The sequence below is a fragment of the Salinibacterium sp. ZJ450 genome (assembly GCF_011751885.2).
In the GTDB taxonomy this organism is placed as follows: domain Bacteria; phylum Actinomycetota; class Actinomycetes; order Actinomycetales; family Microbacteriaceae; genus Ruicaihuangia.
In genome coordinates this window covers 890,097-916,375 of sequence record NZ_CP061771.1, presented here as the reverse complement: position 1 = coordinate 916,375, position 26,279 = coordinate 890,097, and the positions used below count along the sequence as shown (strand labels likewise).

Genomic DNA, 26,279 nt, shown 5'->3' with positions numbered 1-26,279 from the left:
ATCCTGTAGTGATCGCTACAGAGCAGACTGTCACACCCAGCAGTGCTTCACAAGGCCCGCCACAGGATGCCATTCGTTGCATCGACAACAGAACAAGCGTGGCCGGACCTTGCCAAAAGTTGCCGCAAATTGTCGTAGGCTGAGACCCGGAAAGCAGGTGTCATGACTGATCACACGGGTCGAATCCGCCTCGCTGACGTGGCACGAGCCGCCGGGGTTGCCGAGTCCACCGTCTCCCGGGTGTTCTCTAACCCAGACCGGGTGAGCACCGAGACGGTGGAGAGCGTCCGTCGAGTCGCGACAGAACTCGGGTTCCGTCCGCGCGGAATCGCCAAGTCACCGGCCACGCCGACGAAGAGCATCGACCTGCTGACGCAGGAGTTCTCGAACCCATTCTTCGCAAGCCTGTTCACCGGGGTCGAACGACAGGCTCGCACCGCCGGATACACCGTCACCCTCGGAGTCGCTGAGGACTCCGCCGAGATGGAGCGTCAACACGTCAGCCGGGTGGTCGACACCGTCAGCGGTTATATCGCGCACGCCCGCTGGCTGCCCGACGCCGACCTGATCGAGCTCAACCGCAGACGGCCTGTGGTGTTGTTCAACCGGGAAGTCGCGGGGATCGCCAGTGTGGTGATCGATACCGAAGACGGCAGCCGACAGATCATCGAACACCTCGCCTCGCTCGGCCACCGCCGTGTGGTCTACGTCGCGGGCCCGGCGCTGTCGTGGTCGGAATCCCGCCGGTGGAACACCCTCAGCAGCACAGCCGCCCTGCATGGCATCGAACTGGACCGGATGGGCCCGTACCAGCCCATCGTCAGCCAGGGCGCTGCCGCCGCCGAAGTGGCACTGTCCCGACGTCCGACCGCCATCATCGCGTTCAACGACCAGATCGCACTCGGCCTGATCCGCCGACTGCAGCATCTGGGTGTGGATGTGCCACGGCAGGTAAGCGTGGTCGGCTACGACGACACCTTCGGCTCCGACTTCATACAACCGGCGCTCACCACGGTGCATGCCCCGGTGGAGCAGGCCGGACGGCTGGCCACCGACGTGCTGATGTCGCTGATCGACGGCAGCGCCGAGCCCACGGCGCACCGTGTGGCCGGATCCCTTGTCGTGCGCGACTCCACCTCCGTCGCCTCAGCACCGGAATCCGCGTCCGCATGACCGAACCCAACCCGGTGCTGGACACACTGCTCGCTCTGATTCCCCTCGTGCTGCTGGTGACGCTGCTCGCCCTTCGAATGAAGCCGGTCCCCGCCGCTCTGATAGTGATCGCACTGACCGGTGTGCTCACCGGCATCCGATTCCCGATCGATCCCGGACTGTTCGACGACGTGGTGCCATCCCTCTGGCCGGTCGCCCTCTCGGTGCTCGTGATCATCTTCGGTGGCGTACTGCTTGCCGAGTATCTCGGCACCGTCGGCGCACAGGACGCCATCGGCGACTGGCTGCGTGCCGCTGCACATACGCCCGACCGCGCCGTACTGCTGATCGGGCTCGGCGTGGCCCCGTTTGTGGAATCGATCGTCGGCTGGGGACTGGGCGTCGTCGCCTCCGTCCCGCTGCTGCTGCGACTCGGGCTGACACCGACGAAAGCCGCCAGCATCGGCCTGCTCGGCATCGTGCTCGGCCCGTGGGGATCGCTCGGTCCCGGCAACATCATCATGGCCGAACTGGGCGCGGTCGACTATGTGCAGCTGGGTGTCGTTAGTGCCCTGTTCAGCCTGCCCGTACTGCTGGTGGGGGGCATCGCCATCCTGCTGGTCGGGGTGGGCTGGCGACGCGCCCGCAGCATGCTGCTCGAGGCCCTGGTCACCGTGCTCGTGATGTGGCTGATCCTGATTGCCGTGAACCTGGCATTCGGACCACCGCTCGGTGGAGTGATCGCCTCCCTCGGCGCCATCGCCATCCTGATGCTGTTCGCGCGGCTCCGGGGCGGCCGCGCGTTCACGCCCGACCGGTTCACCGTGCGCTCGCTCTACCCGTATCTGGTGCTGATCGTGACGCTGTTGCTGGCGATCGCCGTCGATCGCCTGTTCCCGCTCGGCGTGTGGGGCGACATCCTCGCGAACCCGGCGATCTGGATGTTGCTCGCCGCATTCTCCACTCCCCTGTTCTTCCGGCTGCCCTGGGCGCAGTCGCTCAGCGTGGTCACCGTCAGCCTGAAGCGGTTCGCCCCGGTGACGCTCACCACCCTGCTCTTCATCGGCTTCGGCGGACTGCTCTCGGTCAACGGCATGAGCGCGAGACTGTCGGATGCCGCGGCCTCACTCGGACTCGGATTCCTGGCCCTCATCCCGGTGATCGGATTCGTCGGCGGCTACATCACGGCGTCGAGCACCGCCACCGCCGCGATGTTTGCGTCGGGCATCAGCCACGCCGCGGTAGCCCTCGGCACCGACCAGCTGGCCGCGCTGTCGGTGCAGAACGTGGCATCCGGATCGGCGGTGATGACCTCGCCCTCCCGCGTAGCGCTCGCGGTGAGCCTGACCGAGGATGCCGTGGCCCAGGGGCGAGCACCCGCGGACCCTGCGGTGGTGATGCGACACGTGCTGCTGGCGAACCTCATTGTGGTCCTGCTGCTGGCGCCGTTGAGTTGGGCGGCCGGGGTGCTGCTCTAGCGGTCGTTCTAGGCCGCCCTCAGCGGTTCTTCGCCTGGATTCGCCCGGTGAGCACCGTGGCAAACGTGCACCACACCGCATACGGAGCCAGCGCCCACCCGAGCGCGGGCTTCACCCGACCGGCCCGCCGGGCCAAATCGGTGCTGCTCGCGGCGAGCGCAGTCGCCACCCCGAGCGAAAGTGGAAGGTTGTGCAGCTTGAAGAAACACCACGACCACGCCGCGTTCAGGGTGAGATTGAGTAGCAGCGCGCGCCGGTAGCCGCGGGCCGGGTGCGGGGACTCGACCAACTGATCGGCATCCTGGATCTCCACACTGCGCTGCCGCCCGGCAGGTCGCTCGTCGCGCTTACGGGCGGCACTGAGCACGGCCGCCGAGGTCACCGCGATGTCGCCGTACAGTGCGGTCCACACCACCGGGAACACCGCCGCAGGCGGCTGGATCGACGGTTTCTTCAGCTTGCGGTACCAGCGACTGTTGACATCCTGCGACGCAATAGTGCCCAGGGTAGCGGCGGCGGTCGTCGCGAGTCCGGTGAGAAGGAGCGCTTTCAGGAACATGCCGGGTGCCTGCTTTCGTCAGGGGTCGCGGTCGTTCCGTCTCATGCTACGGATGCGCCGGGTCCGGGTCACGGCCCCGCCGCCTGCACTCGACTCTGCGACATCCGGAACAGCGACATCCGAATACCACCATCAGGAATACAACGGATGCCGCAGACGTTGGCTTTAGCCGTGTCTTCCTCGCTTCGCATTCCCCTCTGGATCATCGGCATCTCCGTTCTGGTTGCCCTCATCGCGGGCGGGGTGACCTCGATCGTGATGGCCGCGGCCAACGCCCCGGATGCCCCGAGCGACGAGGTTCCGCAGAGTGTGCTGCACGCCGACACCCGGATGGGCGCGATCGAGCTGCAGGTGCGCGACCTGCCGGCGATGCGCGAGTTCTACGGTCCGGAGGGCGTCGGCCTGGAGCTGCTGAACGAGACCGACGGCGCCGTCTCGCTGGGCGCCAACGGTGAGGAACTGATCCGCCTTGTGCCGGCCGACGGCGAATTCGCGTCGCCGCAGGATGCCGGGCTGTACCACTCGGCGATCGTGTTCCCGGATGGCCCGGCCCTCGCCGAGTCGCTGGCGCGACTGGCTCCGCAATATCCCGGCCTGTTCCAGGGCGCGACCGATCATGCCGTCAGCGAGGCGTTCTACTTCGGCGACCCGGAGGGTAACGGTGTCGAGCTGTACATCGACACGCCCCGCGAAGACTGGGTGTGGGAGAACGGCCGGGTGCAGATGGGCAGCGAGTCGCTCGACCCGAACGCGTTCATCCAGGAGCACCTCGGCGACCGCACCGACGGTGACGCCACGATGGGACACGTGCACCTCAAAGTGGGCAACGTCGGGCAGGCCCGCGAGTTCTACGTCGACACCCTGGGCTTCGCGGTGACCGCGGAGGTGAACGGTGCGATCTTCATGTCGGCCGGCGGTTACCACCACCACCTCGCCGCCAACACCTGGGGCAGCGCGGGCGCGGGCGCCCGACCGGCCGGGCTCGGCCTGGGGTCGTTCGAGGTGCTGGTGCCCGCGGCATCCGAACTGGACGGTGTGGTCACCCGCCTGCAAGACGCCGGTCTGCCATTCGAACAGACGGATGCCGGTCTGACCGTCGCCGACCCGTGGGGAAACCAGGTGCACTTCAGCGTCGCGGACTGATCCTCGCCCGACATCCGCCCTTGCGCACCCGCCGGTGCCGGGACAAGCTGGCAGCACCCCTCGCCGGCCACCCGAAGGACGCCCGATGACGCAGACCGTGCACTCTCCCGACGGCACCTACATCGCGTATGACCGCAGCGGGGACGGCCCGCCCGTGATCATCATCGGCGGCGCATTCAACACCCGGCATACCGCCGCCGCCCTCACACCGCTGCTCGAACCGCACTTCACCGTGTTCCAATACGACCGTCGCGGCCGCGGCGACAGCACCGAAGTCGGCCCATGGACGGTTCAACGCGAGATCGAGGACCTTGGCCTACTCATCGAGGCCGCCGGCGGGGAGGCGTTCGTGTACGGCCATTCCTCTGGCGCGGTCATCGGCCTCGAAGCCGCCGCGGCCGGGCTGCCGATCACCAAGCTCGCGGCCTACGAGCCTCCATACAGCCGGAACGCCGACGGTAGCGGCGCCATCGATGGCTGGGGCGAGAGCATCCAGGCGGCGCTCGATGCCGGCGACGACCAGGGCGCCGCGGTTCGCTTCCTCACAGGCACCGGTGTCGATGAGGCCAGCGTCGCCGGGATGCAGCAACTGCCCTGGTGGCCAAGCATGGTGGCGCTCGCGCACACCCTGCCGTACGACGTGGCGCTGCTCGGCAACGGTTCGGTGCCGGTCGAGCGGTTCCGCGACATCCGCGTGCCCACACTGCTGCTGTACGGCGGCGACAGTCCAGCCTGGGCGGGCAATGCGACCGCCGCCGCGGAAACCGCCATCCCGAACGCAAGCCGGATGGTCGTCGAGGGTCAGGATCACAACACGGATGCCGCGGTGATCGCCCCGCTGCTCGTGGAGTACTTCAGCGGAGACTAGCCCCGAGCCTAGTCCGGAGAGGTCAGTCCTCGGTGGGCTGCTGGAACCACGGCGGGTACACCGCAACCTTGGGACCCTTGGCCCGCAGGATGCCGCGCACCTCGTCGCGCACCTTTTCGTTGGCGACACCGATCAGCGTGATCGACTCGAACGGGAACTGCTCCCGCACCAGCAACTCGGCGTCGGCGAGCGCATCGTCGTCGTCGATCATGTTGCGCAGCTCACGGGCGCGGGCCGCCGGGGTGGTGGCAAGCTCCGTGCGCGGGTCGGCCGCGTCGCCGCGAGCGATCACCGTGCTGGTCGGTTCGGCTTTCTCGACCGTGCTGACCAGCACCAGGAATTCGGATGCCGACCGGTTGCGCGTGTCGGCGGCAAGCCGGGGGTCAATGGCATCCGACCGCATGTCCAGCCAGAGTGCCGCGTCGGGGGTGACGAAGAACGGCACGTAGTTCGCGACGCTGTCGTCACCGTCGACGATTCCGGTGACCTGCGCCGCACGGCGCGCCTCACGGGTCTCGGCTGACGAGATGTCGACGACCGGCCGCGCGGCGATGCTCTCGGATGCGTCGGCGGTGAGGCATCCGTTCTGCACGATTCCGGCGAGGTTCGAAATGTGGGTGACGTGGTAGATACGGTGGCCGCTCACGTTCACCACGGTGCGCGGCTTCGCGGACTTCCCGCCGGCGACATCCGTGCTGCCGCCGCGCAGATTAGCCTTCGGCAGCGCGCGGGCGCGAGTAGAGCGTGGAGGGGTAAGCGCTTCCAGAACCGGCTTGGGGGAACATGCGTCGCACATTACCTCGTCGAGACCATGGATGCATTCGGCGCCCAAATACGTACCTTCCGTGTAAACGCATTCGGACAGAACTCTCGAATGCTCCCCTCAGGGTACGCGCGTTAGCTGGGAACGGTTGACCGGGTCAGCGTCCGTGCACGTTATCGATGCTCATCACCAGGATCACCCGATCGGCGGAGTCGGCCGGGGCCTGCTGCCCGGCGTTGCCGTAGCGCTGTCCCAACCGAACATAGAACGAGCCGCTCGGGTCGGGAATCGCCTCGAGCAGGCGGCCGCGCACCTCGATGTAGCTGAGCGGCTTCTCCGGGTCGAACACCGACAGCGCCATCGAGGGGTTCTGCTGCAGGTTGCGGAACTTGCCCCGCTTGGTGGTGTGCGTGAACCGGATGTGCTCACCGTCGAACTCGAACCACATCGGGTTCACCTGCGCGGTGTTGTCGGGGCGCACGGTGGCAAGGCTGCCGAAGTTTGGCTTGTCGAGCAGGTGGGCAAGGTTGGACGGAACGTCAGTGGTCATGGCCCCATTCAACCGGATCCCGCGTGCCCGCGTATGCACCAGTGGCGCACACCGGCTGCGCGCCGACGCAGACCCGCCGTGGCCTCCCCGCCGCGCCGACGCCGGGCGTTGCACCGGGCAGCGCGCACCCCTAACCTGCAGCTATGGCAGACGCGGTGCGCACCGAAGCACTGGTGAAGCGCTTCGGGCGCACCACCGCCCTGCGCGGGCTCGACCTCGCCGTGCCCGTCGGCAGCATCTTCGGCGTGATCGGACCGAACGGGGCCGGCAAGACCACCACCATGCGCGTGGTGCTCGACATCGTGCGCCCCACCTCCGGACGGGTCGAGGTGCTCGGCACCAGCCCGAGGCAGGGCGGTCCGGCGTTGCGCCGCCGCATCGGCTATCTGCCCGGCGAGCTGAAGCTCGAGTCGCGGGTGCGCGGCGGCGACCTGCTCGCGCACTTCGCGCGGATCAGCGGCGGGGTGCCCGAGCGGCGCATCACCGAGCTCGCCGATCGGCTGCGGGTCGACCTGTCCCGGCCGGTGCGCACCCTGTCCAAGGGCAACAAGCAGAAGCTCGGCCTGGTGCAGGCGTTCATGCACCGACCGGAACTGCTGGTGCTCGACGAACCCACCAGCGGACTCGACCCGCTCGTCCAGCAGGAAGTGCACGCGCTGCTGCGTGAGGCCGCCGCCGACGGGCAAACCGTATTCCTCAGCTCGCATGTACTGAGTGAGGTGCAGAACACGGCTACGGATGTCGCCATCCTGCGCGAAGGCCGGGTGATCACCGTCAACACCGTGGAGGAACTGCGGCGCACCGCCATCCGTCGGGTGCGTATTGAAATTGCGGATGCCGCGGCGCCCGCCCTGCATGCGCTGCTGGTGACCGTGCCCGGCGTCACCGACCTGGTGGAGCCGACTCCGACATCCGCGACGCTGTCGCTGTCGGGTGACCCGGATCCGCTCGTGAAGACCCTCGCCCACTTCCACGTGACCGAGTTGACGATCGAGGAACCCGACCTCGAGCAGGCCGTGCTCGGCCTGTACGGAACGCCCGCCGATGCGTGACGGGCTCCCGCTGTTCCGGCGGGCGATCACCGAGTCGTGGCGATCGATGATCGCCTGGACGCTCGGCATCGCCGCCGCTCTGCTGCTCTACCTGCCACTGTTCAGCTCGATCAGTAGCACCGACTTCCAGGAGCTGATCGCGAATCTGCCCGAGGCGCTGGTCGAGACGATCGGCTACACCAGCATCGGCACCGGCTCCGGGTACGTGCAGTCCACGTTCCTCGGGCTGATGGGGTTCGCGCTGTTCACGATCGCGGCGATCGCGTGGGGGTCGGCCGCCGTGGCCGGCGACGAGGAGAACGGCACGCTGGAGTTGACGCTCGCCCACTCGGTCAGCCGCAGCCAGGTGCTGCTGGAACGCTGGCTGGCCTTGTTCGCGCGCTTGCTCTGGCTAGGGGTCGTGTCAGCGGCGCTCATCTTGCTGTTGAACGAGCCGTCGTCGCTCGATCTCGAGGTGGGCAACGTGATCGCCGGCACCACGATGCTGGTGCTGCTCGCGCTGTCGACCGGAAGCATCGCGCTGGCGGTCGGCGCGATCACCGGGCGGCGCACCTACGCCACGGCCGCCGGCACGGTAGTCGCGGTCGGCGGATATGCCGCGAACGCCATCGCCAATCAGGTAGACGAACTGGATTGGCTGTACTCGGCCAGTCCGTACTCCTGGGCCTTCCAGTTCGAGCCCCTGGTCAACGGGATCGACTGGATCTGCGTTTCCGCGCTAGTCGGGCTGACCGCGGTGGCGGTCACGATCGGACTGGCGGTGTTCGCCCGGCGGGATGTCGACGGCTGAGCAACACGGGGGCCGACGTTCCGGATGCGGGCATGCTCTGGCCTCTCCCAGCGATGTCGTTTATGGTTCAGATATGACTTTTGCAGCTGACGAGACCAAGCGGATCACGATGTTCGGCGCTCAGTGGTGCGGAGACTGCCGCCGTTCGAAGTCGCTGCTCGATGGCATGGGCGTTGACTACGACTACGTCGACCTGGAAGCGGTTGAGGATGGCGCAGACCGTGCCCTGGCGATCAGCGGGCGCACCAACATCCCGGTGATCGTGTTCCCCGACGACACCCACGTGGTCGAGCCGAGCGACGCCGACCTGCGCGCGAAGCTGGAAGAGCTCAGCGCCGCGCGCTAGAGGGCACCACACACAGGTCACTGCTGTAGCGTGACGGTATCGGCAGTGTGCCGGTTGTCAGGGAAGACCGCTTCATTGCACGTTCGGGCCTCGTGCCTGTGCCAACGGTCAGGTCGCCTCCTCTGAGGAATCAGAGGAGCCACCATGTCCACCCCAATTTTCAGCCACGAATCCAGCGGCGACGACGACCGTCGCGCCGAACCAGAGTTCCCCGAGTTCTCAGCCATCGTCTACTGCGATGGCCAGTTCGGCGAACAGGACGGCAAGACTGCCAACGGCCTGGTGCGCCATTCCGAGAAGTTCGAGATCCTCAGCGTCATCGACAGCCTGCGTGCCGGAGCCGACGCGGGAATGTACCTCGACGGCACGGCGAACGGGATCCCGGTGCTCGGGAACTTGACCGAGGCGATCGCCCACGCTGGCTTCGTTCCCGCGTACCTCATCTGCGGCTTGGCCCCGGTCGACGGAATGCTCTCGGAACCCCAACGGGTTGTGCTGCTCGATGCCATCTCGCGCGGGATGAACATCATCAACGGTCTGCACGAGTTCCTGAACGACGACGCCGAGTTCGTGGCCGCCAGCATCCTGGCCGGTGTGACGATCACTGATGTTCGCCGCCCCAAGGACAAGAAGGACCTCAAGATCTTTACCGGCCAGATCTTCAACGTGACCTGCCCGCGCATCGCCGTGCTGGGCACCGACGGTGCCATCGGCAAGCGCACCACCGCGACCCTCCTGGTGCAGGCGCTCAGTGCCCGCGGCATCCGGGCTGTCATGGTTGGCACAGGCCAGACGACCCTGATCCAAGGCGGCAAGTACGGCGTCGCCCTAGACGCGATCGCTCCCCAATTCTGCTCAGGGGAGCTGGAAGCACAGGTGGTCGCCGCGTTCGAGAACGAAGACCCGGATGTCATCATCGTCGAGGGCCAGGGAGCTCTCAGCCATCCCGCCTATCTGACCTCCGCCTACATCCTGCGCGGCAGCCGCCCCGCCGGCGTGATTCTCCAGCACGCCCCCAAGCGCGGCACGCTGGGAGACTTCCCGATGCTGGCCATGCCGACAGTCGCCAGCGAAGTGGCCCTGATCGAAGCGTTCGCCGACACCACGGTGATCGGCGTCACCATCAACCACGAGCACATGGATGACGGCGAGATCACCGCCGCGATCATCGAGGTCGAGCTGGAGAATGGGCTTCCCGCCACCGACCCCCTCACCCGACCGCTGGATGAACTGGTCGACCTTGTGCTGCTCGCCTTCCCCGAGCTCGCGTCTCCGAAGACCTCGGCACTCCTCTAACCGGCGCGCGGGGGCCACCTCAGTCCGCGTCGATCTGCTCCAGCAGTCCCTTCGCGGCCTTCGCGATGTCGTCGTGGTCGTTCTGCGCGGCCCGGCTCTCCAGTGAGATCACCGCGCAGCGGTGCACCCGGGTGAAGTCGCCGAACGGAAAGCTGTAGTGCCCCTTGGCGTCGTCCGGCTTGTCGTCGTCGACACCCAGGTGCCACTTCGAGTACTCGCCGTAGCCGTGCTTCTCGATGAAACGATTCTCGTCGTCGGCATCCGGTGCGTGTTCGCTCCAGTCGTCGCGACTGTCGTGCGTGGCCTTGCCGTGCTTGATCAGGGCTTTCGCGTTCTCGAGCGCTTTCTTGTTGAGCGTGACAGCCATGTCGCTTCCCTTCAACTGGTTACCTGACCTCAGCCTAGGAACCCAGCGACATGCCCCAGAGGGGTTGACTGCGTGACCGCAACCACCGCTCTGGGGCATCTCGACGCGGCGCAGCTTCTCCCGTTCGGGTCGGGAAAGGATGCGCATCCCGGTCAGTGGCGAGGGACCGCCGCGGCCGCCCCGGCGGTCGGCACGCCGGCTGCAACAACCGGGGTCCAGGAGTCGGCCGTTCCCCGCCACACCGTGACGGCGAGGGCCGAGAACGAGCCGAGATACAGCAGCCCTGCGACGAGGCCCGCCCACTCGCTGAGGTTCGAACCGACGAACTCGACGACAAGGAATGCCCACAGCGCGTATGGCACCCAGCGTTGACCGACCTTCGCGCGCATCAGGGCGATGCCGAGCAGCAGAATACCGAGCACTGTGCCCGCGGTTCCCGCCATCATGAACACCTGCAGCGGCAGCGGCGGCTCGGACTCGAGCAGTCCCGCGAACAGCTCGCGGTTCGCGACATCCGGAGCCATCACGATCGTGACGAGCTGGAATCCGCCGAACACCGCGTGGCCGAATCCGCCGATCACGCCGAGGGCGCCGCCAATCGCCGACAGGATCGGTGTGCGCTGCGCGGTCAGGTGAGCGATGCCGAGCAAGGCGATGATGAACGGCAGCTGCGCCACGATGAACGCGCTGGAGGAGATGACAGCCGTATCACCGGAATCGGCGATGGCCGCCAACTGCTCGGCGGCCGTTGGCGGGAAGGGCGGCATCAACGCCACCCAGAGCGCGCTGAGCGCGGAGGTCAGCACGAGGCTGATCGCGACGGTGGTGCGGTAGTAGACGGCGGTGCGGGAGTACGCCGTGGCGCGTTGACGTTCTGCGGCGGTTCTCATGGGTTCCCCTCTCGTGATCGGCCCGGCTGGCCTCCCCCAACGCTAGGGAGCCGGGTCGTCGCTCGGCATCGGCTGGAAGTTGATCGCGTGATCAACCTGGGGATGACGGATGCCGGATGCCTCGTGTTCAGGAGGCGCGGCCGCGGAGCACCCGCACCAGGGCGGGTGTGAAGCCGGTGATCAGCAGGACCGAGTAGGCGGCGACGCCGATCGGGTTGTCTGTGCCGAGGATCACGGTCACGATGCTCGCGGCCACGACGACCACGACCGACCAGGTGGGAAGCAACCGCGCGCGGCGCAGAGCGACGGCGGCGATGGGCGCTGCGAGCAGGGCGCCCAGCAGGAAGGGCGCGAAGATCAGCACGAAGAACCACGACGCCTCCATGGCCTCGACCACGGCGAGTGCTGCGGATCCATCGACAGACTCCGCCAACCCGGCACTCAACACGTTCCACGACACCAGGTGCACGAACTGGCCCATCGCGAACAGGGTGCCGATGACGGCGGTGGTCCAGGCGCACCGCGGAGTCCGGTCAACGGTCAGCCGCCAGACGGCAGGCACCCAGGCGACGGTCAGCAGAGCAATGACGAGCATCAGCACACTGAACGTGTTCCACAATCCGATGTTCGCCGCGACGGCGGCGAGGAAGGCGTCCAGATCCGAGGTCGGATCGACGCCGGCGAGCACCAGCGACGATGCGGTTGACCCTGCCCATCCGGCGACGGGCGCGAGCAGGAGTGCGCTGGTCCCGGCGACCGTCGCACGGGACGCACGCCGCCCGCCCTCGATCTGCGTGCGGGGCGTTTCCTTGTTCAGCGTTGCCATGAGCGTTTCCTCCCGGTCGGTGCCGACGCCTCTCGTCGGCCCACCCCACGGTCGCGCGCCGCGACGGGTGCCCGCGTCCGCCGTGGGGCACCGCTCGCCGCGCCGCTCGGCGGCTGGCTCAGAGCCGCGAGTCGGGCTGGACCTCCGCCCCACGGATGACCCGGCACCGACTCAGGGTGGTGTCGCCACTTTCCGGCCCCCGCTACGCTCGCCTCATGCCGAGCCTGCCGACGCGCGTCACCTGGGTGCTGACTGCCGCGAGCATCGCGTGGGCGGGGCCGCTCCTGGCGGTGGATTGGCCAAGCCCGGGGTGGCTGGTCGCGGGCTGGCTGGGCGCGGGCCTGGCGGTGTGGTTCGGTGCGGCCACCTGGGTCGTCACGCGATGGCCGTTGCCCGGCGTGATCCTCACCGCCACGGGGGTGCTGGCGCTCGGCCTGATGGGCCTGCCGCCCGAGAACGCCGCCCCACTGGGTCCGGTGATGATCACCCTCGTCAGTGTCGGCTACCTCCTGGCACCGAGGGTGAGCGTGTGGGCAGTCCCGGTGCTGCTCGCTTCCACCGCGACATCCGCCGATTGGGATCTGCCGAGCATCGTCTTCGGGTGCCTCCTGCTGTCGCTCCCCTGGTGGTTCGGTGTGTTGGTCAGGGATCGCGACGGCCGTCGCCGACGCGCAGCGGAGCACGCTCGGCGTCTGTCGATGGTGGATCCGGCGTCGCAGGCACGGCTGGCGGCGGCATCCGAGCGGCAGGAGGTGGCGGCCGCGGCGTTCGCCGTCATCGATCGCGCGGTGGAGCGGATGACCGAGACGGCCGTCGCCGCGCGGCAGACGCTCCCGTCGACCGCGCTCGAGGCGATCCACCGGTGCGGGGAGGAGGCGACCACGCGGTTGCGGGCACTCCTCGTGCTGTTGCGCGAGGAGCCAGCCGCGAGCGAGGCCGCTCTGGCGGCGCCCGCTGCCTCGCCCGGCGCCGCGCCCTCCGACGCCGCGCCCTCGGGCACCGCACCCGATCGCGCCGGACGCCGGGGCTGGGTGCAGCTCCTGATCGGTGCATGGCCGGCCGCGCTCATGCTGGCGGATGTCTGCTTCGTGCCCATGCTGATCACCGCCTCCGGCGCCGTCGATGAGCCGTCATGGCCGGCCATCCCGTTCCTGCTGCTGGTGGTGCTGCCGATCGTGGCCGCGGTCGTGCTGCGCAACAGGTTCACCGTGTCCGCGCTGCTGGGAACTGCGGCGCTCATCGCGGTGGCGACCGTCACCGATCTGGTCGCCCTCGACCGCGACGGTCTCTGGCTGAGCATCGCGGCGGCCGCCCTGTCCTGGTCCGCCGCGCGAGCCGGCACCCGTCGCGCGGGCCTGGCGTGGCTGGTCTTCGCGGGCACGATCCTCACCCTGATCGCAATAGACACCCCCGACAACCTGCCTATCCAAATCGCGATGATCGTCCTTCCGTTCGGTGCGGCGGCCGCCTGGTCTGGGCAACACGCGGCCGAGATCATCCATCTCGGCGAGGCTCAGCTGCGGCAGGCCCAGATCGAGGCCGCGGAGCGGGCCGCAGTGTCGGACGAGCGGCTGCAACTTGCCCGTGACCTTCACGACGCGGCCAGCCACGCCGTGGGCACGATGATGATGCAGGCCAACGCGGCCAGAGTGCTGCGTGAGCGTGACCCGGATGCCGCGCGCGCTGCCCTCGACGCCATCATCGACATCGGCCGCGAGGCATCCGTCGAATTGCGTACCATCACAACACCGCCGCCGGGATCGGATGCCGCGTCCCTCACGTCACAGCCCACGAGCCGACTCGAGGACGACATCGACCTCGCCGACGGCATCACCCCACTCATCGCGGCGGCCCGGCGCGCGGGGGCCCAGGTGACCACTGTCGTCGAGCTGACAGCCGATGCAGCTCCCGAAGACGCCCGGCTGCTTCTGCGGGTGATTCGCGAGGGCTTGGCGAACGCCGTGCGTCACGCTCCCGGAAGCGACGTGACCGTGCAGGTCTGTGTCACCCCCAGCCGAGCACTCGCCAGCGTTACGAACGGCCCGGCCCGCCCGGATCCACGACACAATGCAGCCATGACACTGACCACGACGATCGGCTCGAGTCTGGGACTGCGCGGCCTGCGCGAGCTCGTCGGTGAACGGCACGGCGAGCTGTCGGCAGGGGCGACCGGTTCGGGCTTCGTGCTCACGGCGACCTTCCCCGTTCGCCGCGCCGTGAAACCGGCGGTGGTCCGGTGATCCGCATCGTGTTGGCCGACGATCAGTCGCTGCTGCGCGCCGGTCTTCGCTCGGTGCTCGCCGCGGAGGAGGATCTCGTCGTCGTCGGCGAGGCGTCCGACGGTGCGCAGGCTGCCCGCACCGCCCAGGCGCTCGACGCGGACGTCGTGCTCATGGACATCCAGATGCCGGGCGTCGACGGCATCGAGGGGTTGCGTCGCATCGCGGCCGGCGGCGTTCGTGCCAAGGTGCTGATGCTGACGATGTTCGACCTCGACGAGTACGTCTACGGCGCGCTCCGCGCCGGCGCCTCCGGATTCCTGCTCAAGTCGGCCCAGCCCGAGGAGATTGTGCGGGCGGTGCGTGACGTGCATGAGGGCGCGCTGCTGTTCGCGCCGACGGTCACGCAGCGGCTCGTGGAGGCGTACGTGCGCACCCCGCCCGTGGTCGATGGCGTGCCCGAGGCGCTCGCTGGGCTGACGGAACGCGAGCTCGATGTCGTGTCGGGCATCGCTCGCGGGTTGTCCAACGCCGAGATCGGGGCCGAGCTTCATCTCGGCGAAGCGACGATCAAGGCACACGTCAGCCACATCCTGGGCAAGCTCGACCTGCGTGATCGGGTGCAGGTGGTGGTCCTGGTGTACGAGTCGGGCTTTGTGACCGGGCAGCGCACCCAGCGCTGAAAGTTGATCGCGTGATCAACCTGGGGATGATGCCGCACCGACGGCCGCGCCAGTATGCTGACGCCGTGAAGCAGCGGTGGCTCCGGCGGGTGGTCGATGCGGTCTTCGCGGGCGCCCTGGCCGCGGTGGCCGTCGTCGAAATCTGGGTGCCGCTCGATTCGGCGTTCGGCAGCGGGTCTCCCACCCTGAGCACGGTGGTCGCCGTCATCCTGTGTCTGGCGTTGGCAGTTCGGCGCAGCTGGCCACTGGCCACCGCCCTCGTCGTGCTGCTGACGTGGCCGATCGTATTCAGCATTCAGCCCATCCTGTTGCTGTTCTGGGGCCAGCTGGTTCCGATGGCCGTCGCGACCTATTCCGTCGCGCGGTACGGCAGTTGGCGCGCCGGGCTGATCGGCGCGGGCGCCGGGGCGGCCTGCCTGCTGTTCTTCGACACCCAGGTGATGGAGATGCAGGAGCCGGGCGAGATCTTCTTCCACTGGATGGTGCTGATTCTCGCCTGGACGATCGGGCAGGTGGTCCGCAAGGCGGAGCGTCGCGCCGCCGAATCGCACCGGCGCGCCACCGAGATCGAGGTGCAGGCCCGCACCGTCACCCTGACGGCGATCGCCGAGGAGCGCGCCCGCATCGCGCGGGAACTGCACGACATCGTGGCGCACTCGGTGAGCATGATGGTGGTGCAAGCCGGCGCCGCCGAGCAGGTCGCCGACGACGACCCGGAATACACCCGTCGCGCGCTGGCGACGATCCGCACCACCGGTGCCGACGCGCTAGCCGAGATGCGCCGCCTGGTGTCGATGCTGCGCGAGCAGGATGGCGCGGGCGAGCTGCATCCGCAACCCGGAATCGACGGGCTCTCCGCCCTGGTTGAGGATGCGCGCTCCGGCGGGCTGACCGTCGGATTGCGGGTTGAAGGCGAACCGCGGATGCTGCCGACCGGGCTAGACCTGGCCGCCTACCGCATCGTGCAGGAGGCGTTGACGAACGTGCGGCGGCACGCGGCGGCGGAGCGAGCCGACGTGCTCGTGCGCTTTGCCGACGAGTCGCTGCACCTGGAGGTGCGCGACGACGGGGTGGGTGCCGCGACCGCGACCGCGACTGCGTCCGCCGGCGGGCACGGGCTGATCGGCATGCGGGAGCGGGCGGCGCTGTACGGCGGCCGGCTCGAGACGATCAGCGGGAGCGGCAGCGGCTTCCTCGTGCGCGCGGTGCTTCCCCTCGAGCCGGCGGCATCATGACACGGGTGCTGGTGGTCGACGACCAGGAGCTGGTGCGCGGCGGGTTCCGGCTGAGCGGCATGGCTTCGACGTGGTCGGCGAGGCTGGCGACGGGGTCGAAGCGGTGCAGCTGGCAGGCGTGCATCATCCGGACGTCGTCTTGATGGACATCCGGATGCCGCGGCTTGACGGCATCGAGGCCACGGCGCAACTCATGGCCGGGCCCGACCCGCGGCCGCGAGTGCTGGCGCTGACCACGTTCGATCTCGACGAATACGTGTACCGGGCGGTGCGTGCCGGTGCCAGCGGGTTCCTGCTGAAGGACGTGTCGCCGGCCGACCTGGTGCACGCGGTGACGGTGGTGGCGCGCGGCGACACCCTGCTTGCGTCGGCGGTGACCCGGCGGCTGCTCGAGCAGTTCTCGCCGCGGGTGGTGTCGGCGGCGGCGTCCGCGCTGAGCGATCGGGAAGCGGAGGTCGCCCGACTCGTGGCGCGCGGGTTGTCGAATGCGGATGTCGGCCGGCAGCTGTTCCTCAGTGAGGCCACGGTGAAGACCTACGTGTCCCGGCTGCTGGCCAAGCTCGAGCTGCGCGACCGGGTGCAGCTGGCGGTGTTCGCCTACGAGTCCGGGCTGGTGCAGGTGGGGTCGGGGTCGGCGGGGGTCTGACGGGTTTCGAAACGCGGCCGACTCCGTCGGGCGCAGCGAGAAAACCTACACGAAGCGGATCGCGGACTGCAGCCGAGTGCGCACCTCGAACAGGTCGGTGCCGCCGATGCGGTGGGCCCCGGGAAGTCCGTCGCGCAGCACCTGCAGCAGCCGCGATTGCTGCACCAGCGCGGTCACCGCTCCGCGCGAGGAGCCCAGTACTTCCACGCCCTCAGGCGACGCGTCATCCGGAACTACCAGCAGCTGGCCCGTGAATTTCACCTTCGCCGCCCGCGAGACCGACTTGGTGCGCAAGGCGAGCTCGTGCATGGGGCGCTCCCCCGCGACTGCCTCGCCGATCACCTCGCCGCGCTTGGTCTTCACCGGGGCGCCCCAGTCCTCAGATTGCACCGCGAACAGCCCGGTCGGCCCGAGCACGATCTGGTCGAGCTTTCCGGCATCCGTCGCCACGTCATGCCAGACGGTGTAGCCGATGCCGAGTGTCGCCACCGCGCGCGCCGTCGCCTCCTCGGCCAGAGCGTTCGCCAGCAGGTGCCGGATGTCGCGGGGCGCGGTGCGCACCAGTGCGGGATCGTACGGGTCGTCGAGAGGGACGCCTCGTCCCACCCATTCCCGCATCAGGGTGAGGTAGCGCTCGCGGGACCAGCCGCCGGGGTGCCCGTAGGAGCGGGCGGTCGGCCGAGTGTCCTGCCGCTTGCGCGGAGCGGCCGGGGCCCACACGTGTTCCTGCTGCTGGGTGCTGCGACCGCGGTCGTAGTTCGCCCGCGCCTCGGGCGTGCCCACCTTCTCCCAGGCCCGCTGCACCGCGTGGAATCGCACCGGGTTGCCGCCGGTGTCCGGGTGCGTGGCGCGCAGCATCTTGCGATACGCCTTGCGAAGCTCGTGCGTCGACGCGTCGGGGCTCACGCCGAGCACCTCGTACGGGCTCGCCGAGATCGGACTATCGGGCATCGGATCGCTTTCTGGCGGGATTGCACGTGAGTGCTGGTGTCTTGGACCTGTGTGCGGTGCCTTGAGAATATCGGGCACAGCCGTGCCGTAGCTGACGGCATCCACCATCCAGAGGCGAGCGCCTCAGCAGCCGAGTTCCGCAGTCGGTCCCCGCCGTCCTGACCCGTGAGTTAGCCGATTCGGCTAGACGTCACGGGCCATCGACGATTTCGAGCTAGCCGAGGACTGCCACGAGGCGACCGATGACTTCGCCGCGCTCGAGCTTTCCGATGCCCTCACCGATCTCGTCGAAGGAGATGGTGGTGACTCGGGACGAAAGCTTGCCGGCGGCGACGAGGTCCAGTACCGCGATGCAGTCCTCCTTCGTACCAGCTTGGGACCCGACAAGCTCCACCTCGTTGAGCGTGAGCTGCTGCAGGTTGATTTCGCCGCGGGCAACGCCCAGACCCACCTGAACAACACGGCCGCCACGACGAACCGTTTCGACAGCCGCATCGGTAGTGGTACCGAAGCCGGCGAAGTCGATGACGACGTCCAGCCCCTGATCGGAAAAGTCTCGGATGTCGGTTGAAACACCGGTTGCACCGAGGTCGCGCGCGACCTGGTGAACCTTCTCGTTGATTTCTGCGACATAAACGTCCGCGCCGGCAGCGAGGGCCGCTTGTGCGCCCATCATTCCGAGTCCACCCAGGCCGATAATGCCGACTTTGCTTCCCGCCGTAACCCGCCCCTGCACCATGACGGCATGGTAGGAGGTCATTCCAGCATCAGTGGCCGCTGCCGCCTGGTCGAAGGGCACGCTCTCCGGAACCGGAACAACGAGGCGCTCCAGCACCACTACTTGGGTAGCAAATCCACCGTTCTTCTCGGTGCCCGGCCCCTCAATAGCGGCCGGAATGGCGACCTTGTCGCCCACCTTGAAGTCGGCGACATCGGAGCCGACTGCCGAAACGATGCCAGCGATCTCGTGACCCAGGGTGATCGGACGGAACGGCAGCAGCGGGGTAAGGGTGCCGTCGAGGAAACCGACATCGCTGTGGCACAGACCGGCGGCCTTGACGTCGACGACGACCTCGTTTGCGGCTGGGGTTGGTGCCTCTACTTCGTTCAAAGTAAGTGGACTGCCAACTTCGACGAATTGCCATGCCTGCATGATGAAACCTTTCACGATAACGATGCCGCGAATCAGCGCCGGGACGGGCACCCGCGGCACGTCAAGCCTAGGCAGCACCGACGCCTTCCCGTGCCGGTGACATTCAGTAGCGTCTTATCTATGCCCACCCGACTGCTGCTGATCTCCGACACCCACGTGCCGAAACGGGCGCCCGCCCTGCCGGACAGCGTCTGGAGCGCGATCGATGCGGCCGATGTGGTGTTCCATGCCGGCGACTGGGTCAGCGTGGACCTGCTCGACCAGCTCGAATTGCGAGCAACGCGACTGGTCGGCGTGTACGGCAACAACGACGGCGACGACCTACGCGCCAGACTGCCCGAGATCGCGCGGACGGAAGTCGACGGGATCCGTTTCGCGATGATTCACGAGACCGGTCACGCCACGGGTCGTGAGGAGCGCGCCGACCAGCTGTTTCCGGATGTCGCCGTACTGGTGTTCGGGCATAGTCACATCCCGTGGGACAGCACCTCGCCCGGCGGCCTGCGCCTGCTGAACCCTGGCTCGCCCACCGACCGCAGGCGGCAGCCGGCGTGCACGTTCATGACCGCGGTCGCCGACGACGGCGTGCTGCGCGACGTCACCCTGCACGAGGTGTGACGGGCGCCCCACCTCGACTCGGAGCAAAAGAGGTGGGGCGCCGGCCGGCGCCCGCGACCGTCAGCGTCGAGCCGGCGAGCCGGTGCCCGCGTGGCCCGCACCCTGCGATGCAACGAACACAGCCTCGGTGCGCGACGTCGCCCCGAGCTTCCGCAAGATCGCCGAGACGTGCACCGAGGCCGTCTTGGCGCTGATGAACAGGCGCTCGCCGATTTGCCGGTTGCTAAGGCCCTGCGCGATCAGGTCGAGCACCTGACGCTCCCGCGCGGTGATCTCCGGCAGCTCGGCGGCGGGCCGCGGCGCCTCCGACAGTGTAAGTCCGGCACGCGAGGAGAACTCGTTCACGTGCCGGGTGATCAGCCGAGCACCGAGGGTGTTCGCGACATCCGCCGCCTGCCGCAACGAGTCGCGGGCCTCTTGCCGATCCCCCGCGGCGAACTGCGCCTGCCCGAGCCGGTACAGCGCGTACGGGCGCACGTGGGCGGGTCCTTCCCGGTCGAGCACACGCTGCCAGCCGGGCACGTCGTCGGCCAGTTCCGCGTCGAACAGCGCCGACCACAGCGGGTAGGTGGGCCAGACGGATGCCGCGTCGAGCGCCCGGCGGAACGGCTCAATGTCCGCGTCTGATGCTCCGCGCGCCACCAGCACGCGCGCCGCCACCGACAGCAGCGGCAGGTCGTACGCGGCGAGGCTCCGCCGGTCGGGCTCGATCAGCACGGCGACGTGCTGCCAGGCGTCGTCGAGGTCTCCCTGCTCCAGCGCTATCTCCGCCGCGACGCGGGCGACGGTGAGCCGTACCTGCACCTCGACGGCGCCGAGGGCAGCCATCCCGGAGCGCCAACCGCGATACAGCGACACCGCCGCATCGAGTTCGCCACGCCACAGCAGCGACCACAGCTTCGCGCGCCGCAGGTACGCGTTGAACGCGGTGGGGGTGGACATCGCCAGCGCCCGTTCGAGCAGGTTGTCGGCGCGATCCCAGTCGCCGACCGCGAACAACGGGTCGACCGCGTTCGACGACAGGATGATGCCGGTGCTGCGTTCCACGCCGAGTTCCCGGGCGCGCGCCATGCCCGCCTCGGCGAGCGCGAGTGCTTCGGTGAAGTTTCCGAGCAGGTACTGCACGTCGGAACTGTTCAGGTTGTGGCGGAGGAGCGCGGATCCATCGGCGTTCGCCAACTGGCCCGCCCGCTCAAGGTCGGCAAGGCCCGCGTCGATCTCGCCGCTGTGCACGCGCGACACCCCGCGCAGGTTCGCGGCGATCGACGCCTGCCGGTCGGTGCCGGCCTTCAGCGACAGGGTCAGGGCGTCGGTTGCCACCTCGATGGCCGACTCGTTCTGCGCTTGCACCATCAGCCTGCTGGCCAACTGGTTGAGCATGCTGGCGCGCACCTTGTCCATCCGGCCGGGTGGAACCAGCTCGAGCGCCTGCTCAAGCAGCGCCGCCGAACCGGGCCGACCCGAGGTGGCCAGATAGGACGCCTTGTCGCGCAACAGCCGGGCGTAGCGCACGTCGTCGTCCGCGGCATCCGGTTCAGCCAGGGCCAGATCGACGATGGCGATGGCGCGTTCTGAGTCGCCGGCGTCCAACAGGTTCGAGGCGGTGAGGGCGAGCAGCTGGACTTTGCCGAGGCCCGCGACGTCCGCGGCATCCGGCACCTGGTCCCACAGATTCAGGGCGCGCTCACCCATCTGCGAGGCGGTGATGTAGGCGTAGGAGGACTGGGCGTCATGCATGGCCTCGAGCGCCGTGACCAGCGCCTTGGCCGGGTTGTTCGCGGCAAGCCAGTGGTTGGCCACCTCGGTGGAGCCGCACGGGATGCCGCCGAAGTTCTCAAGCGCGGCCGCGTACCGGGAGTGGAACCGCACCCGCTCGCCCGGCAACAGTTCGGCGTGCACGGCCTCCCTGACCAAGGCGTGCCGAAACGCGTAACTGTTCTCGGTGATCACCAGCACGTTGGCGAGAACCGCCTCCCGGGCGGGTTCGTCGAGGTCGGCGCCTTCCGCCTCGGCCACCACCATCAGCAGGTCGTGGCGTACCGCGACGCCGCCTGCGGAGAGCAACCGCAGCAGCGACTGGGCGTGCGTGCTGAGCCGCTCATAGCGGGCGAGCAGCAGGTCGCGCAGGGTGTCGGGCAGCTCGTCGGATTCCGGCGCCGACAGCAGCTCCTCGACGAAGAACGGCACCCCGTCGCTGCGCTCGTACACGCTCTCGAGTACGAGCGGGTCGGGAAGGTGACCGAGGATGCATTCGATCTGCTCGCCGACCTCGTCGAGGGTGAGCCGGCGCAGCTCGAGCCGGTCGGACCGCCGCGACCGTTCCAGCTCGGACAGGAACCCGCGCAGCGGATGACCACGGTGCACATCGTCGCTGCGGTAGCTGAGCACGATCATGATCGGGCAGTCCGCGAGCGTGCGCTGCAGGAATCGCAGCACCGCAAGGGTGGCGCCGTCGGCCCAGTGCAGGTCTTCCACCACGATCACCAGCGGCTGCGCGCGAGAGATGTTCTCCAGCAGCACGGCGACGACCTCGTGCAGTCTCTCGGCACCGGAGGCCGAATGCTCGGGCATCTGTCCGCGCAGTTCGGGCAGCAGCACGGCGAGAGCGTCACGGCCGGGTCCGGCGGCCTCAAGCATGGTGTCAGCGCCGACCTGGCCGAGCAGGTCGTGCAGCATTCCGGTGATCGCGGCGTATGGCAGCGCGGACATGCCGAGGTCCACGCACTCACCGACCAGCACCCGGGCAGTGACGGATGCCTCGCGCTTGAACTCGGCGAGCAGCCGGGTCTTGCCGATGCCCGCCTCGCCGGCGATCACCACCGTGCGCGGTTGACCCTCGGCGGTCTCCGCCAGCATCTGACGCAAGGCCTGCGACTCGCGCGTGCGAGCAATCAGCGAGGGGCTCACGGCTCTCATGTTTTCATCGTGCCACGAACCGATGACACCGGCTGGACTCGATTGAATCGCGTTCATTCGACGCAGACCTGCTGGCGGGCGGCGGCGGGCGCTGATCCGCGTGCGGATGTCGGAGCGGGTACTGATCCGCGTGCGGGCTCGGCTGCCGGCCGACGCGTGATCTGGCGCACCGCCTCCAGGACGCGGCGCAGCGTGCGGCGCTCGCGAGCGGGCCGGGCCGGCTCCTCGGCCTGTCGTTCCCGCTGCCGACGCCGGTACTCAAGCTGCCGGGTGAGCTCCTGCTCCTCATACTTGTATACCTCGTATGAAACGACTGCTGGGTTGACCATCATGGTGTGCTCCTTGGATGTGTCGATGTACTCATCCTGATTTCTAAGGAGTGCCCACCAGATCGGGCGAATGCCTTATTTCGAGCCCGAATTGCGGCTTAGGCCGCCGGCGCTCCGCCGCTTCACCCCTGAATGGGGGCTGCCGGTTTCATGGGCGCTACCTCTATTGTCAGAAATCCATTCGACCGAGGGGGAGCGTCGACGTGACATCAGCCGACGACGGCGTCGAATCAATGACAATGAGCCGACGCCAGATGCGCGAGCAGCATCCAGAACTGTTCTGGGCGCGTGACAGAACGGATGCCGCGGCACCTGCCACATCCGCGGTGATCGAATTTGTTCCCGGCCATCTCGAAGGTTCGCCGGCGCGCGAAACCGCGCCGACACCTCACGTTGCCCAGGCACAGCCTGCACCCGCCGCGGCACCGATCGCCCCCTCCGTCACCGCGGTCGATGTGATTGAACCGCACCCGTTCGAGCAGCGTTTCGCCCCGGCGATCGCCGAGGCCAGCGCCGCGGCGAGCGCGTCGTTCAGCGAGCCGGCGCCCCAGCTGGCACACGAGTCGGAGCCAGAACCGCAGGCCGAAGCCGCGCCCGAGTTGGCGCCCGCACCGCAGCCCGAAGCCGCGCTCGAGTCGGCACCCGAATCGACACCGGAATCGTTCACTGAACCGGCACACGAATCAGTCGCGGAACTCTCCACCCCACCTGAGCAGTCGGCGGCGGAAAGCGATCTGGTCGCGTTCGCCGAGCTGTTCGATGGGCCAGCCATCGAGGAAGCCCCGGAGGACTCGCCGGAAGTCCCCGAGCACTCGGATGTCGCCGCAATGAATACCCCGCTCGTCACGCCGGAGGTGGACGACTCCCCCGCCGAGCCGACACAGACCGTCGACGCGGATGTCGCCCCGATCGCGACAGCGTTGGACGAGGCACCGCGGGACAGCCCGAACGCTGACCTGCCGCCCTTCTTCCCGGCACCCCCGGTCAGTGCGGCGCTCGGGTCAGCAGCGCTGGGCATCCCGCCCGTCACGCCTCGCCAGGCACCGGAATTCGTTCCCGCGCCCGCTGATGCCGGGTTGACCGCCGCACCCGCTGATGGCGCGTCATTTGCGACGCCAAGCTTGCCCACACCTGCCTGGGCGGCGCCTCAGCCGCTTCCCGCCGGGCCGGCATCCGAAGCGCCATTCCCCGCAGCACGGATCCCCGCACCAGCATTGGCAGCAGCGTCGACACCCGCACCGTCGGCAGCGCCATTCTCGGCCGCAGCGTTCTCCGCAGCACCTCCGGCAGCTCCGCCCGCAGCTCCGTTCTCGGCAGCACCTTCGGCAGCTCCGTTCGCTGCAGCACCTTTCGCTGGACCGGCATTTGCCGCACCCGCACAGGGCCCAGGACTTGCCGAGAAACCCACGGTCGCGACATCCGCAGCGCAGCCGTTCTCGCTCGATCTGCCGCCGGCTCCGGCACTGACCGCAGTGCGTCCGGTGGCGGTCCCCGACCTCTCCGGGTGGATCAAGCCCGGGCCAGAGCATGGGCGCACGGCATCCGTGTGGCTGCTGGTGTTCATGCCGATCCTGCAGGTCGCCGCGTTCATCGGCCTGCTGCTGGTGAACCCAGCTGCCCGTGAGCTGACGCCGACCGCCAACATCACGTCGGCCTTGCTCGCGTTCATGGGTTGGATCGTGCTCGCCGCGATGCTCGCCTGGCTGCTGGGGACGCTCGCCGTGCTCTGGATGGGATTCCGCGACCGGGCAGCGCTGCGCGCCCTCGGACACGAGAGAACCGCATCACCGTGGTGGACCCTGCTCAGCCCGGTGGTCTACCTGGCGATCCGCACCAATCACGTGCACAAGGCGACCGGTGGCGGAAGTTGGCCGCTCACCGTCTGGGTGATCCTCTACGTGCTGCCAGCCGTGGTGTTCACGGTGGTGCAGATCGTGGTGGCCGTCACCCGCAGCAGCTGAGCGCTCGCACCGGCCGCGGATTCAGCATGCCGCGGATTCAGCACGCCACGACGTTGACGGCCAGTCCGCCCATCGCGGTTTCCTTGTACTTGTAGCTCATGTCGGCGCCGGTCTCCCGCATCGTCGCGATCACCGCATCCAGCGATACGTGGTGTTTTCCGTCACCCCACAGCGCCATCTTGGCGGCGTTGATCGCTTTGCCTGCGGCGATCGCGTTTCGCTCGATGCAGGGAATCTGCACCAGCCCGCCGATGGGATCACAGGTCAGGCCGAGGTTGTGTTCCATCGCGATCTCCGCCGCGTTCTCCACCTGCTCCGGCGTACCGCCGAGGATCTCGGCAAGCCCCGCGGCCGCCATCGAGCATGCCGACCCGACCTCGCCCTGGCAGCCGACCTCGGCCCCGGACACCGAGGCATTCATCTTGAACAGTGAGCCGACCGCGGCGGCGGTCAGGAAAAACCGCTCAACAATTCCGTCCCGTTCGTCCTGGTCTGCCGCCCGCCCCTGGTCGGTGTAGTTCACCGCGTAATGCAACACCGCCGGGATGATTCCGGCGGCTCCGTTGGTGGGAGCGGTGACCAACCGGCCGCCGCTCGCATTCTCCTCGTTCACCGCCAGCGCGACGAGGTTGACCCACTCCTGCCAGAACTGCGGTGAGCGCTCGGGGTCTTGCCGTTCCAGGTGAGCCTGCAAATCGGGGGCCCGCCGCCGAACGTTCAGCGCACCAGGAAGCGTCCCCGAGCGAAGCACGGCGGATTGCTGGCATTCGATCATCGTGCGCCAGAGCCGGAGGATTCCCTCACGGATCTCGGACCGCTCCGTGGTGTGCAGCTCGTTGGCGAGCATGACATCGCTGATGCTGAGGTCGTGCTCAGCGCAGGCGGTCAGCAGTTCCTCTGCGGTGCGAAACGGGAACGGCGGGCTGAGCGCGGGCTCGTCGGCCGTCTCGGATGCGCTCTCGGTGACGATGAAACCGCCGCCGATCGAGTAGTAGGTTTCCTCGAGCAGCGATTCGCCGCGCACGTCGCGTGCCCGCAGGGTCATCGCGTTGGTATGGCGGCGCCGGATCGTGAGTGGTCGCAGCACGAACTCGTCCACCCGGCACGCCACCGATCGCAGGCCGTTGAGGGTGAGCGAGCCCGATGCGGTGATCGCAGTGGCCCGATGCTCTAGGTCGTCCTGGGTGATGGTTTCCGGGATAAAACCCTCGAGCCCGAGCAGGATCGCGGGGAACGTGCCGTGTCCGGCCCCGGTGGCCGCGAGCGAGCCGAATAGTTCCACCTGCACCGTCTGGACCTGGTCGATGTTGCCGCTGGCGCTGACCAGCTGGGCAAACTGTGCCGCGGCCAGCATGGGGCCTACAGTGTGCGAGCTGGATGGCCCGATGCCCGCCTTGAACAGGTCGAAGACGCCGATGTGCTCGTACCGGTCTGGCGCGTCCTGCTGTTTCGGCGCATCCTGCGGTGTTGCCGGCGTACCAGACATGT

25 protein-coding genes are annotated in these 26,279 nt (G+C 68.3%); 14 read left to right on the top strand and 11 right to left on the bottom strand.

All coding sequences use genetic code 11. The features are described 5' to 3' along the window. Positions 1 to 162 precede the first annotated feature (162 nt). Positions 163 to 1,173, top strand: a complete 1,011-nt coding sequence (locus tag HCT51_RS04385) for a LacI family DNA-binding transcriptional regulator (RefSeq protein ID WP_166870704.1) — start codon at positions 163 to 165, stop codon at positions 1,171 to 1,173. Beyond that, a complete protein-coding gene (locus HCT51_RS04380; protein ID WP_166870702.1) occupies positions 1,170 to 2,630 on the top strand; it encodes an L-lactate permease in 1,461 nt (486 codons plus the stop codon). The genes HCT51_RS04385 and HCT51_RS04380 overlap by 4 nt, the downstream gene beginning before the upstream one ends. A 19-nt stretch (positions 2,631 to 2,649) precedes the next feature. Here the strand turns inward: HCT51_RS04380 and HCT51_RS04375 are convergent, their stop codons facing one another. Beyond that, positions 2,650 to 3,189, bottom strand: a complete 540-nt coding sequence (locus tag HCT51_RS04375) for a TspO/MBR family protein (RefSeq protein ID WP_166870700.1) — start codon at positions 3,187 to 3,189, stop codon at positions 2,650 to 2,652. Positions 3,190 to 3,360: 171 nt separating this feature from the next. On the opposite strand from HCT51_RS04375, the gene HCT51_RS04370 reads away from it, so the two are divergent. Beyond that, positions 3,361 to 4,332 carry a VOC family protein gene (locus HCT51_RS04370; protein ID WP_224760662.1) on the top strand — a complete coding sequence of 324 codons (972 nt, stop codon included), beginning with the start codon at positions 3,361 to 3,363 and terminating at the stop codon, positions 4,330 to 4,332. A gap of 85 nt (positions 4,333 to 4,417) precedes the next feature. Then, entirely contained in the window at positions 4,418 to 5,200 is a 783-nt protein-coding gene (locus HCT51_RS04365) for an alpha/beta fold hydrolase (RefSeq protein WP_166870698.1), read from the top strand. A gap of 22 nt (positions 5,201 to 5,222) precedes the next feature. Here HCT51_RS04365 and HCT51_RS04360 read toward each other — a convergent pair whose 3' ends face one another. Together HCT51_RS04360 and HCT51_RS04355 are read right to left on the bottom strand one after the other, a co-directional pair. Continuing rightward, positions 5,223 to 5,996, bottom strand: coding sequence for a DarT ssDNA thymidine ADP-ribosyltransferase family protein (locus tag HCT51_RS04360; RefSeq protein ID WP_166870696.1), 774 nt, complete (start codon positions 5,994 to 5,996; stop codon positions 5,223 to 5,225). Positions 5,997 to 6,120: 124 nt separating this feature from the next. After that, the gene (locus tag HCT51_RS04355) at positions 6,121 to 6,513 is read right to left on the bottom strand and encodes a PPOX class F420-dependent oxidoreductase (RefSeq protein WP_166870694.1); all 393 of its coding nucleotides are present in this window, start codon (positions 6,511 to 6,513) and stop codon (positions 6,121 to 6,123) included. A 143-nt stretch (positions 6,514 to 6,656) separates the two neighbouring features. Here HCT51_RS04355 and HCT51_RS04350 point away from each other — a divergent pair, with 143 nt between their 5' ends. The 4 genes from HCT51_RS04350 (at position 6,657) to HCT51_RS04335 (ending at position 9,997) form a co-directional block, all read left to right on the top strand. Beyond that, entirely contained in the window at positions 6,657 to 7,565 is a 909-nt protein-coding gene (locus HCT51_RS04350) for an ABC transporter ATP-binding protein (protein ID WP_166870692.1), read from the top strand. After that, entirely contained in the window at positions 7,558 to 8,355 is a 798-nt protein-coding gene (locus HCT51_RS04345) for an ABC transporter permease subunit (RefSeq protein WP_166870690.1), read from the top strand. Before HCT51_RS04350 ends, HCT51_RS04345 begins: the two co-directional genes overlap by 8 nt. Before the next feature lie 73 nt (positions 8,356 to 8,428). Beyond that, entirely contained in the window at positions 8,429 to 8,701 is a 273-nt protein-coding gene (locus HCT51_RS04340; RefSeq protein ID WP_166870688.1) for a glutaredoxin family protein, read from the top strand. 144 nt (positions 8,702 to 8,845) lie between these two features. Beyond that, positions 8,846 to 9,997 (top strand): N-acetyltransferase DgcN family protein, encoded by a 1,152-nt coding sequence (locus HCT51_RS04335; protein ID WP_166870686.1) that lies wholly within the window; start codon positions 8,846 to 8,848, stop codon positions 9,995 to 9,997. Positions 9,998 to 10,016: 19 nt separating this feature from the next. Here HCT51_RS04335 and HCT51_RS04330 read toward each other — a convergent pair whose 3' ends face one another. The 3 genes from HCT51_RS04330 to HCT51_RS04320 all read right to left on the bottom strand — a co-directional run bounded on the left by HCT51_RS04330 (position 10,017) and on the right by HCT51_RS04320 (position 12,080). After that, entirely contained in the window at positions 10,017 to 10,364 is a 348-nt protein-coding gene (locus tag HCT51_RS04330; RefSeq protein WP_166870684.1) for a hypothetical protein, read from the bottom strand. Positions 10,365 to 10,516: 152 nt separating this feature from the next. Further along, positions 10,517 to 11,254, bottom strand: a complete 738-nt coding sequence (locus HCT51_RS18660) for a hypothetical protein (RefSeq protein ID WP_224760661.1) — start codon at positions 11,252 to 11,254, stop codon at positions 10,517 to 10,519. Positions 11,255 to 11,381: 127 nt separating this feature from the next. Next, positions 11,382 to 12,080 carry a hypothetical protein gene (locus tag HCT51_RS04320; protein ID WP_166870682.1) on the bottom strand — a complete coding sequence of 233 codons (699 nt, stop codon included), beginning with the start codon at positions 12,078 to 12,080 and terminating at the stop codon, positions 11,382 to 11,384. Positions 12,081 to 12,295: 215 nt separating this feature from the next. Between HCT51_RS04320 and HCT51_RS04315 the strand changes: the two genes are divergently transcribed. The 4 genes from HCT51_RS04315 to HCT51_RS04300 all read left to right on the top strand — a co-directional run bounded on the left by HCT51_RS04315 (position 12,296) and on the right by HCT51_RS04300 (position 16,863). After that, positions 12,296 to 14,320 carry a sensor histidine kinase gene (locus tag HCT51_RS04315; RefSeq protein ID WP_166870679.1) on the top strand — a complete coding sequence of 675 codons (2,025 nt, stop codon included), beginning with the start codon at positions 12,296 to 12,298 and terminating at the stop codon, positions 14,318 to 14,320. Beyond that, positions 14,317 to 14,982, top strand: coding sequence for a response regulator (locus HCT51_RS04310; protein WP_166870678.1), 666 nt, complete (start codon positions 14,317 to 14,319; stop codon positions 14,980 to 14,982). Before HCT51_RS04315 ends, HCT51_RS04310 begins: the two co-directional genes overlap by 4 nt. Positions 14,983 to 15,047: 65 nt before the next feature. Beyond that, complete coding sequence (locus tag HCT51_RS04305; protein ID WP_166870676.1) at positions 15,048 to 16,217, top strand: sensor histidine kinase; 1,170 nt, start codon at positions 15,048 to 15,050, stop codon at positions 16,215 to 16,217. 70 nt (positions 16,218 to 16,287) lie between these two features. After that, the gene (locus HCT51_RS04300; RefSeq protein ID WP_370626913.1) at positions 16,288 to 16,863 is read left to right on the top strand and encodes a response regulator; all 576 of its coding nucleotides are present in this window, start codon (positions 16,288 to 16,290) and stop codon (positions 16,861 to 16,863) included. 45 nt (positions 16,864 to 16,908) lie between these two features. On the opposite strand, the gene HCT51_RS04295 is transcribed toward HCT51_RS04300, so the two are convergent. Next, positions 16,909 to 17,814, bottom strand: a complete 906-nt coding sequence (locus HCT51_RS04295; RefSeq protein ID WP_166870674.1) for a J domain-containing protein — start codon at positions 17,812 to 17,814, stop codon at positions 16,909 to 16,911. Positions 17,815 to 18,028: 214 nt separating this feature from the next. Then, complete coding sequence (locus HCT51_RS04290) at positions 18,029 to 19,018, bottom strand: zinc-binding dehydrogenase (protein WP_224760660.1); 990 nt, start codon at positions 19,016 to 19,018, stop codon at positions 18,029 to 18,031. 69 nt (positions 19,019 to 19,087) lie between these two features. Here HCT51_RS04290 and HCT51_RS04285 point away from each other — a divergent pair, with 69 nt between their 5' ends. Beyond that, a complete protein-coding gene (locus HCT51_RS04285; RefSeq protein ID WP_166870672.1) occupies positions 19,088 to 19,585 on the top strand; it encodes a metallophosphoesterase family protein in 498 nt (165 codons plus the stop codon). Between the two features lie 60 nt (positions 19,586 to 19,645). Here the strand turns inward: HCT51_RS04285 and HCT51_RS04280 are convergent, their stop codons facing one another. Both HCT51_RS04280 and HCT51_RS04275 read right to left on the bottom strand, forming a co-directional pair. Continuing rightward, complete coding sequence (locus tag HCT51_RS04280; RefSeq protein WP_166870670.1) at positions 19,646 to 22,501, bottom strand: ATP-binding protein; 2,856 nt, start codon at positions 22,499 to 22,501, stop codon at positions 19,646 to 19,648. 53 nt (positions 22,502 to 22,554) lie between these two features. After that, a complete protein-coding gene (locus HCT51_RS04275; RefSeq protein WP_166870668.1) occupies positions 22,555 to 22,833 on the bottom strand; it encodes a hypothetical protein in 279 nt (92 codons plus the stop codon). A gap of 200 nt (positions 22,834 to 23,033) precedes the next feature. On the opposite strand from HCT51_RS04275, the gene HCT51_RS04270 reads away from it, so the two are divergent. Next, the gene (locus HCT51_RS04270) at positions 23,034 to 24,791 is read left to right on the top strand and encodes a hypothetical protein (RefSeq protein WP_166870665.1); all 1,758 of its coding nucleotides are present in this window, start codon (positions 23,034 to 23,036) and stop codon (positions 24,789 to 24,791) included. Between the two features lie 37 nt (positions 24,792 to 24,828). Here HCT51_RS04270 and HCT51_RS04265 read toward each other — a convergent pair whose 3' ends face one another. After that, a complete protein-coding gene (locus HCT51_RS04265) occupies positions 24,829 to 26,277 on the bottom strand; it encodes an L-serine ammonia-lyase (protein ID WP_166870663.1) in 1,449 nt (482 codons plus the stop codon). Positions 26,278 to 26,279: the final 2 nt, after the last annotated feature.

Bases quoted from the DNA above. Each gene is read 5' to 3' on its own strand.
- HCT51_RS04385 (WP_166870704.1), top strand. From the start codon at position 163: ATGACTGATCACACGGGTCGAATCCGCCTCGCTGACGTGGCACGAGCC.
- HCT51_RS04380 (WP_166870702.1), top strand. From the start codon at position 1,170: ATGACCGAACCCAACCCGGTGCTGGACACACTGCTCGCTCTGATTCCC.
- HCT51_RS04375 (WP_166870700.1), bottom strand. From the start codon at position 3,189: ATGTTCCTGAAAGCGCTCCTTCTCACCGGACTCGCGACGACCGCCGCC.
- HCT51_RS04365 (WP_166870698.1), top strand. From the start codon at position 4,418: ATGACGCAGACCGTGCACTCTCCCGACGGCACCTACATCGCGTATGAC.
- HCT51_RS04360 (WP_166870696.1), bottom strand. From the start codon at position 5,996: ATGTGCGACGCATGTTCCCCCAAGCCGGTTCTGGAAGCGCTTACCCCT.
- HCT51_RS04355 (WP_166870694.1), bottom strand. From the start codon at position 6,513: ATGACCACTGACGTTCCGTCCAACCTTGCCCACCTGCTCGACAAGCCA.
- HCT51_RS04350 (WP_166870692.1), top strand. From the start codon at position 6,657: ATGGCAGACGCGGTGCGCACCGAAGCACTGGTGAAGCGCTTCGGGCGC.
- HCT51_RS04345 (WP_166870690.1), top strand. From the start codon at position 7,558: ATGCGTGACGGGCTCCCGCTGTTCCGGCGGGCGATCACCGAGTCGTGG.
- HCT51_RS04340 (WP_166870688.1), top strand. From the start codon at position 8,429: ATGACTTTTGCAGCTGACGAGACCAAGCGGATCACGATGTTCGGCGCT.
- HCT51_RS04335 (WP_166870686.1), top strand. From the start codon at position 8,846: ATGTCCACCCCAATTTTCAGCCACGAATCCAGCGGCGACGACGACCGT.
- HCT51_RS04330 (WP_166870684.1), bottom strand. From the start codon at position 10,364: ATGGCTGTCACGCTCAACAAGAAAGCGCTCGAGAACGCGAAAGCCCTG.
- HCT51_RS18660 (WP_224760661.1), bottom strand. From the start codon at position 11,254: ATGAGAACCGCCGCAGAACGTCAACGCGCCACGGCGTACTCCCGCACC.
- HCT51_RS04320 (WP_166870682.1), bottom strand. From the start codon at position 12,080: ATGGCAACGCTGAACAAGGAAACGCCCCGCACGCAGATCGAGGGCGGG.
- HCT51_RS04315 (WP_166870679.1), top strand. From the start codon at position 12,296: ATGCCGAGCCTGCCGACGCGCGTCACCTGGGTGCTGACTGCCGCGAGC.
- HCT51_RS04295 (WP_166870674.1), bottom strand. From the start codon at position 17,814: ATGCCCGATAGTCCGATCTCGGCGAGCCCGTACGAGGTGCTCGGCGTG.
- HCT51_RS04285 (WP_166870672.1), top strand. From the start codon at position 19,088: ATGCCCACCCGACTGCTGCTGATCTCCGACACCCACGTGCCGAAACGG.
- HCT51_RS04280 (WP_166870670.1), bottom strand. From the start codon at position 22,501: ATGAGAGCCGTGAGCCCCTCGCTGATTGCTCGCACGCGCGAGTCGCAG.
- HCT51_RS04275 (WP_166870668.1), bottom strand. From the start codon at position 22,833: ATGATGGTCAACCCAGCAGTCGTTTCATACGAGGTATACAAGTATGAG.
- HCT51_RS04265 (WP_166870663.1), bottom strand. From the start codon at position 26,277: ATGTCTGGTACGCCGGCAACACCGCAGGATGCGCCGAAACAGCAGGAC.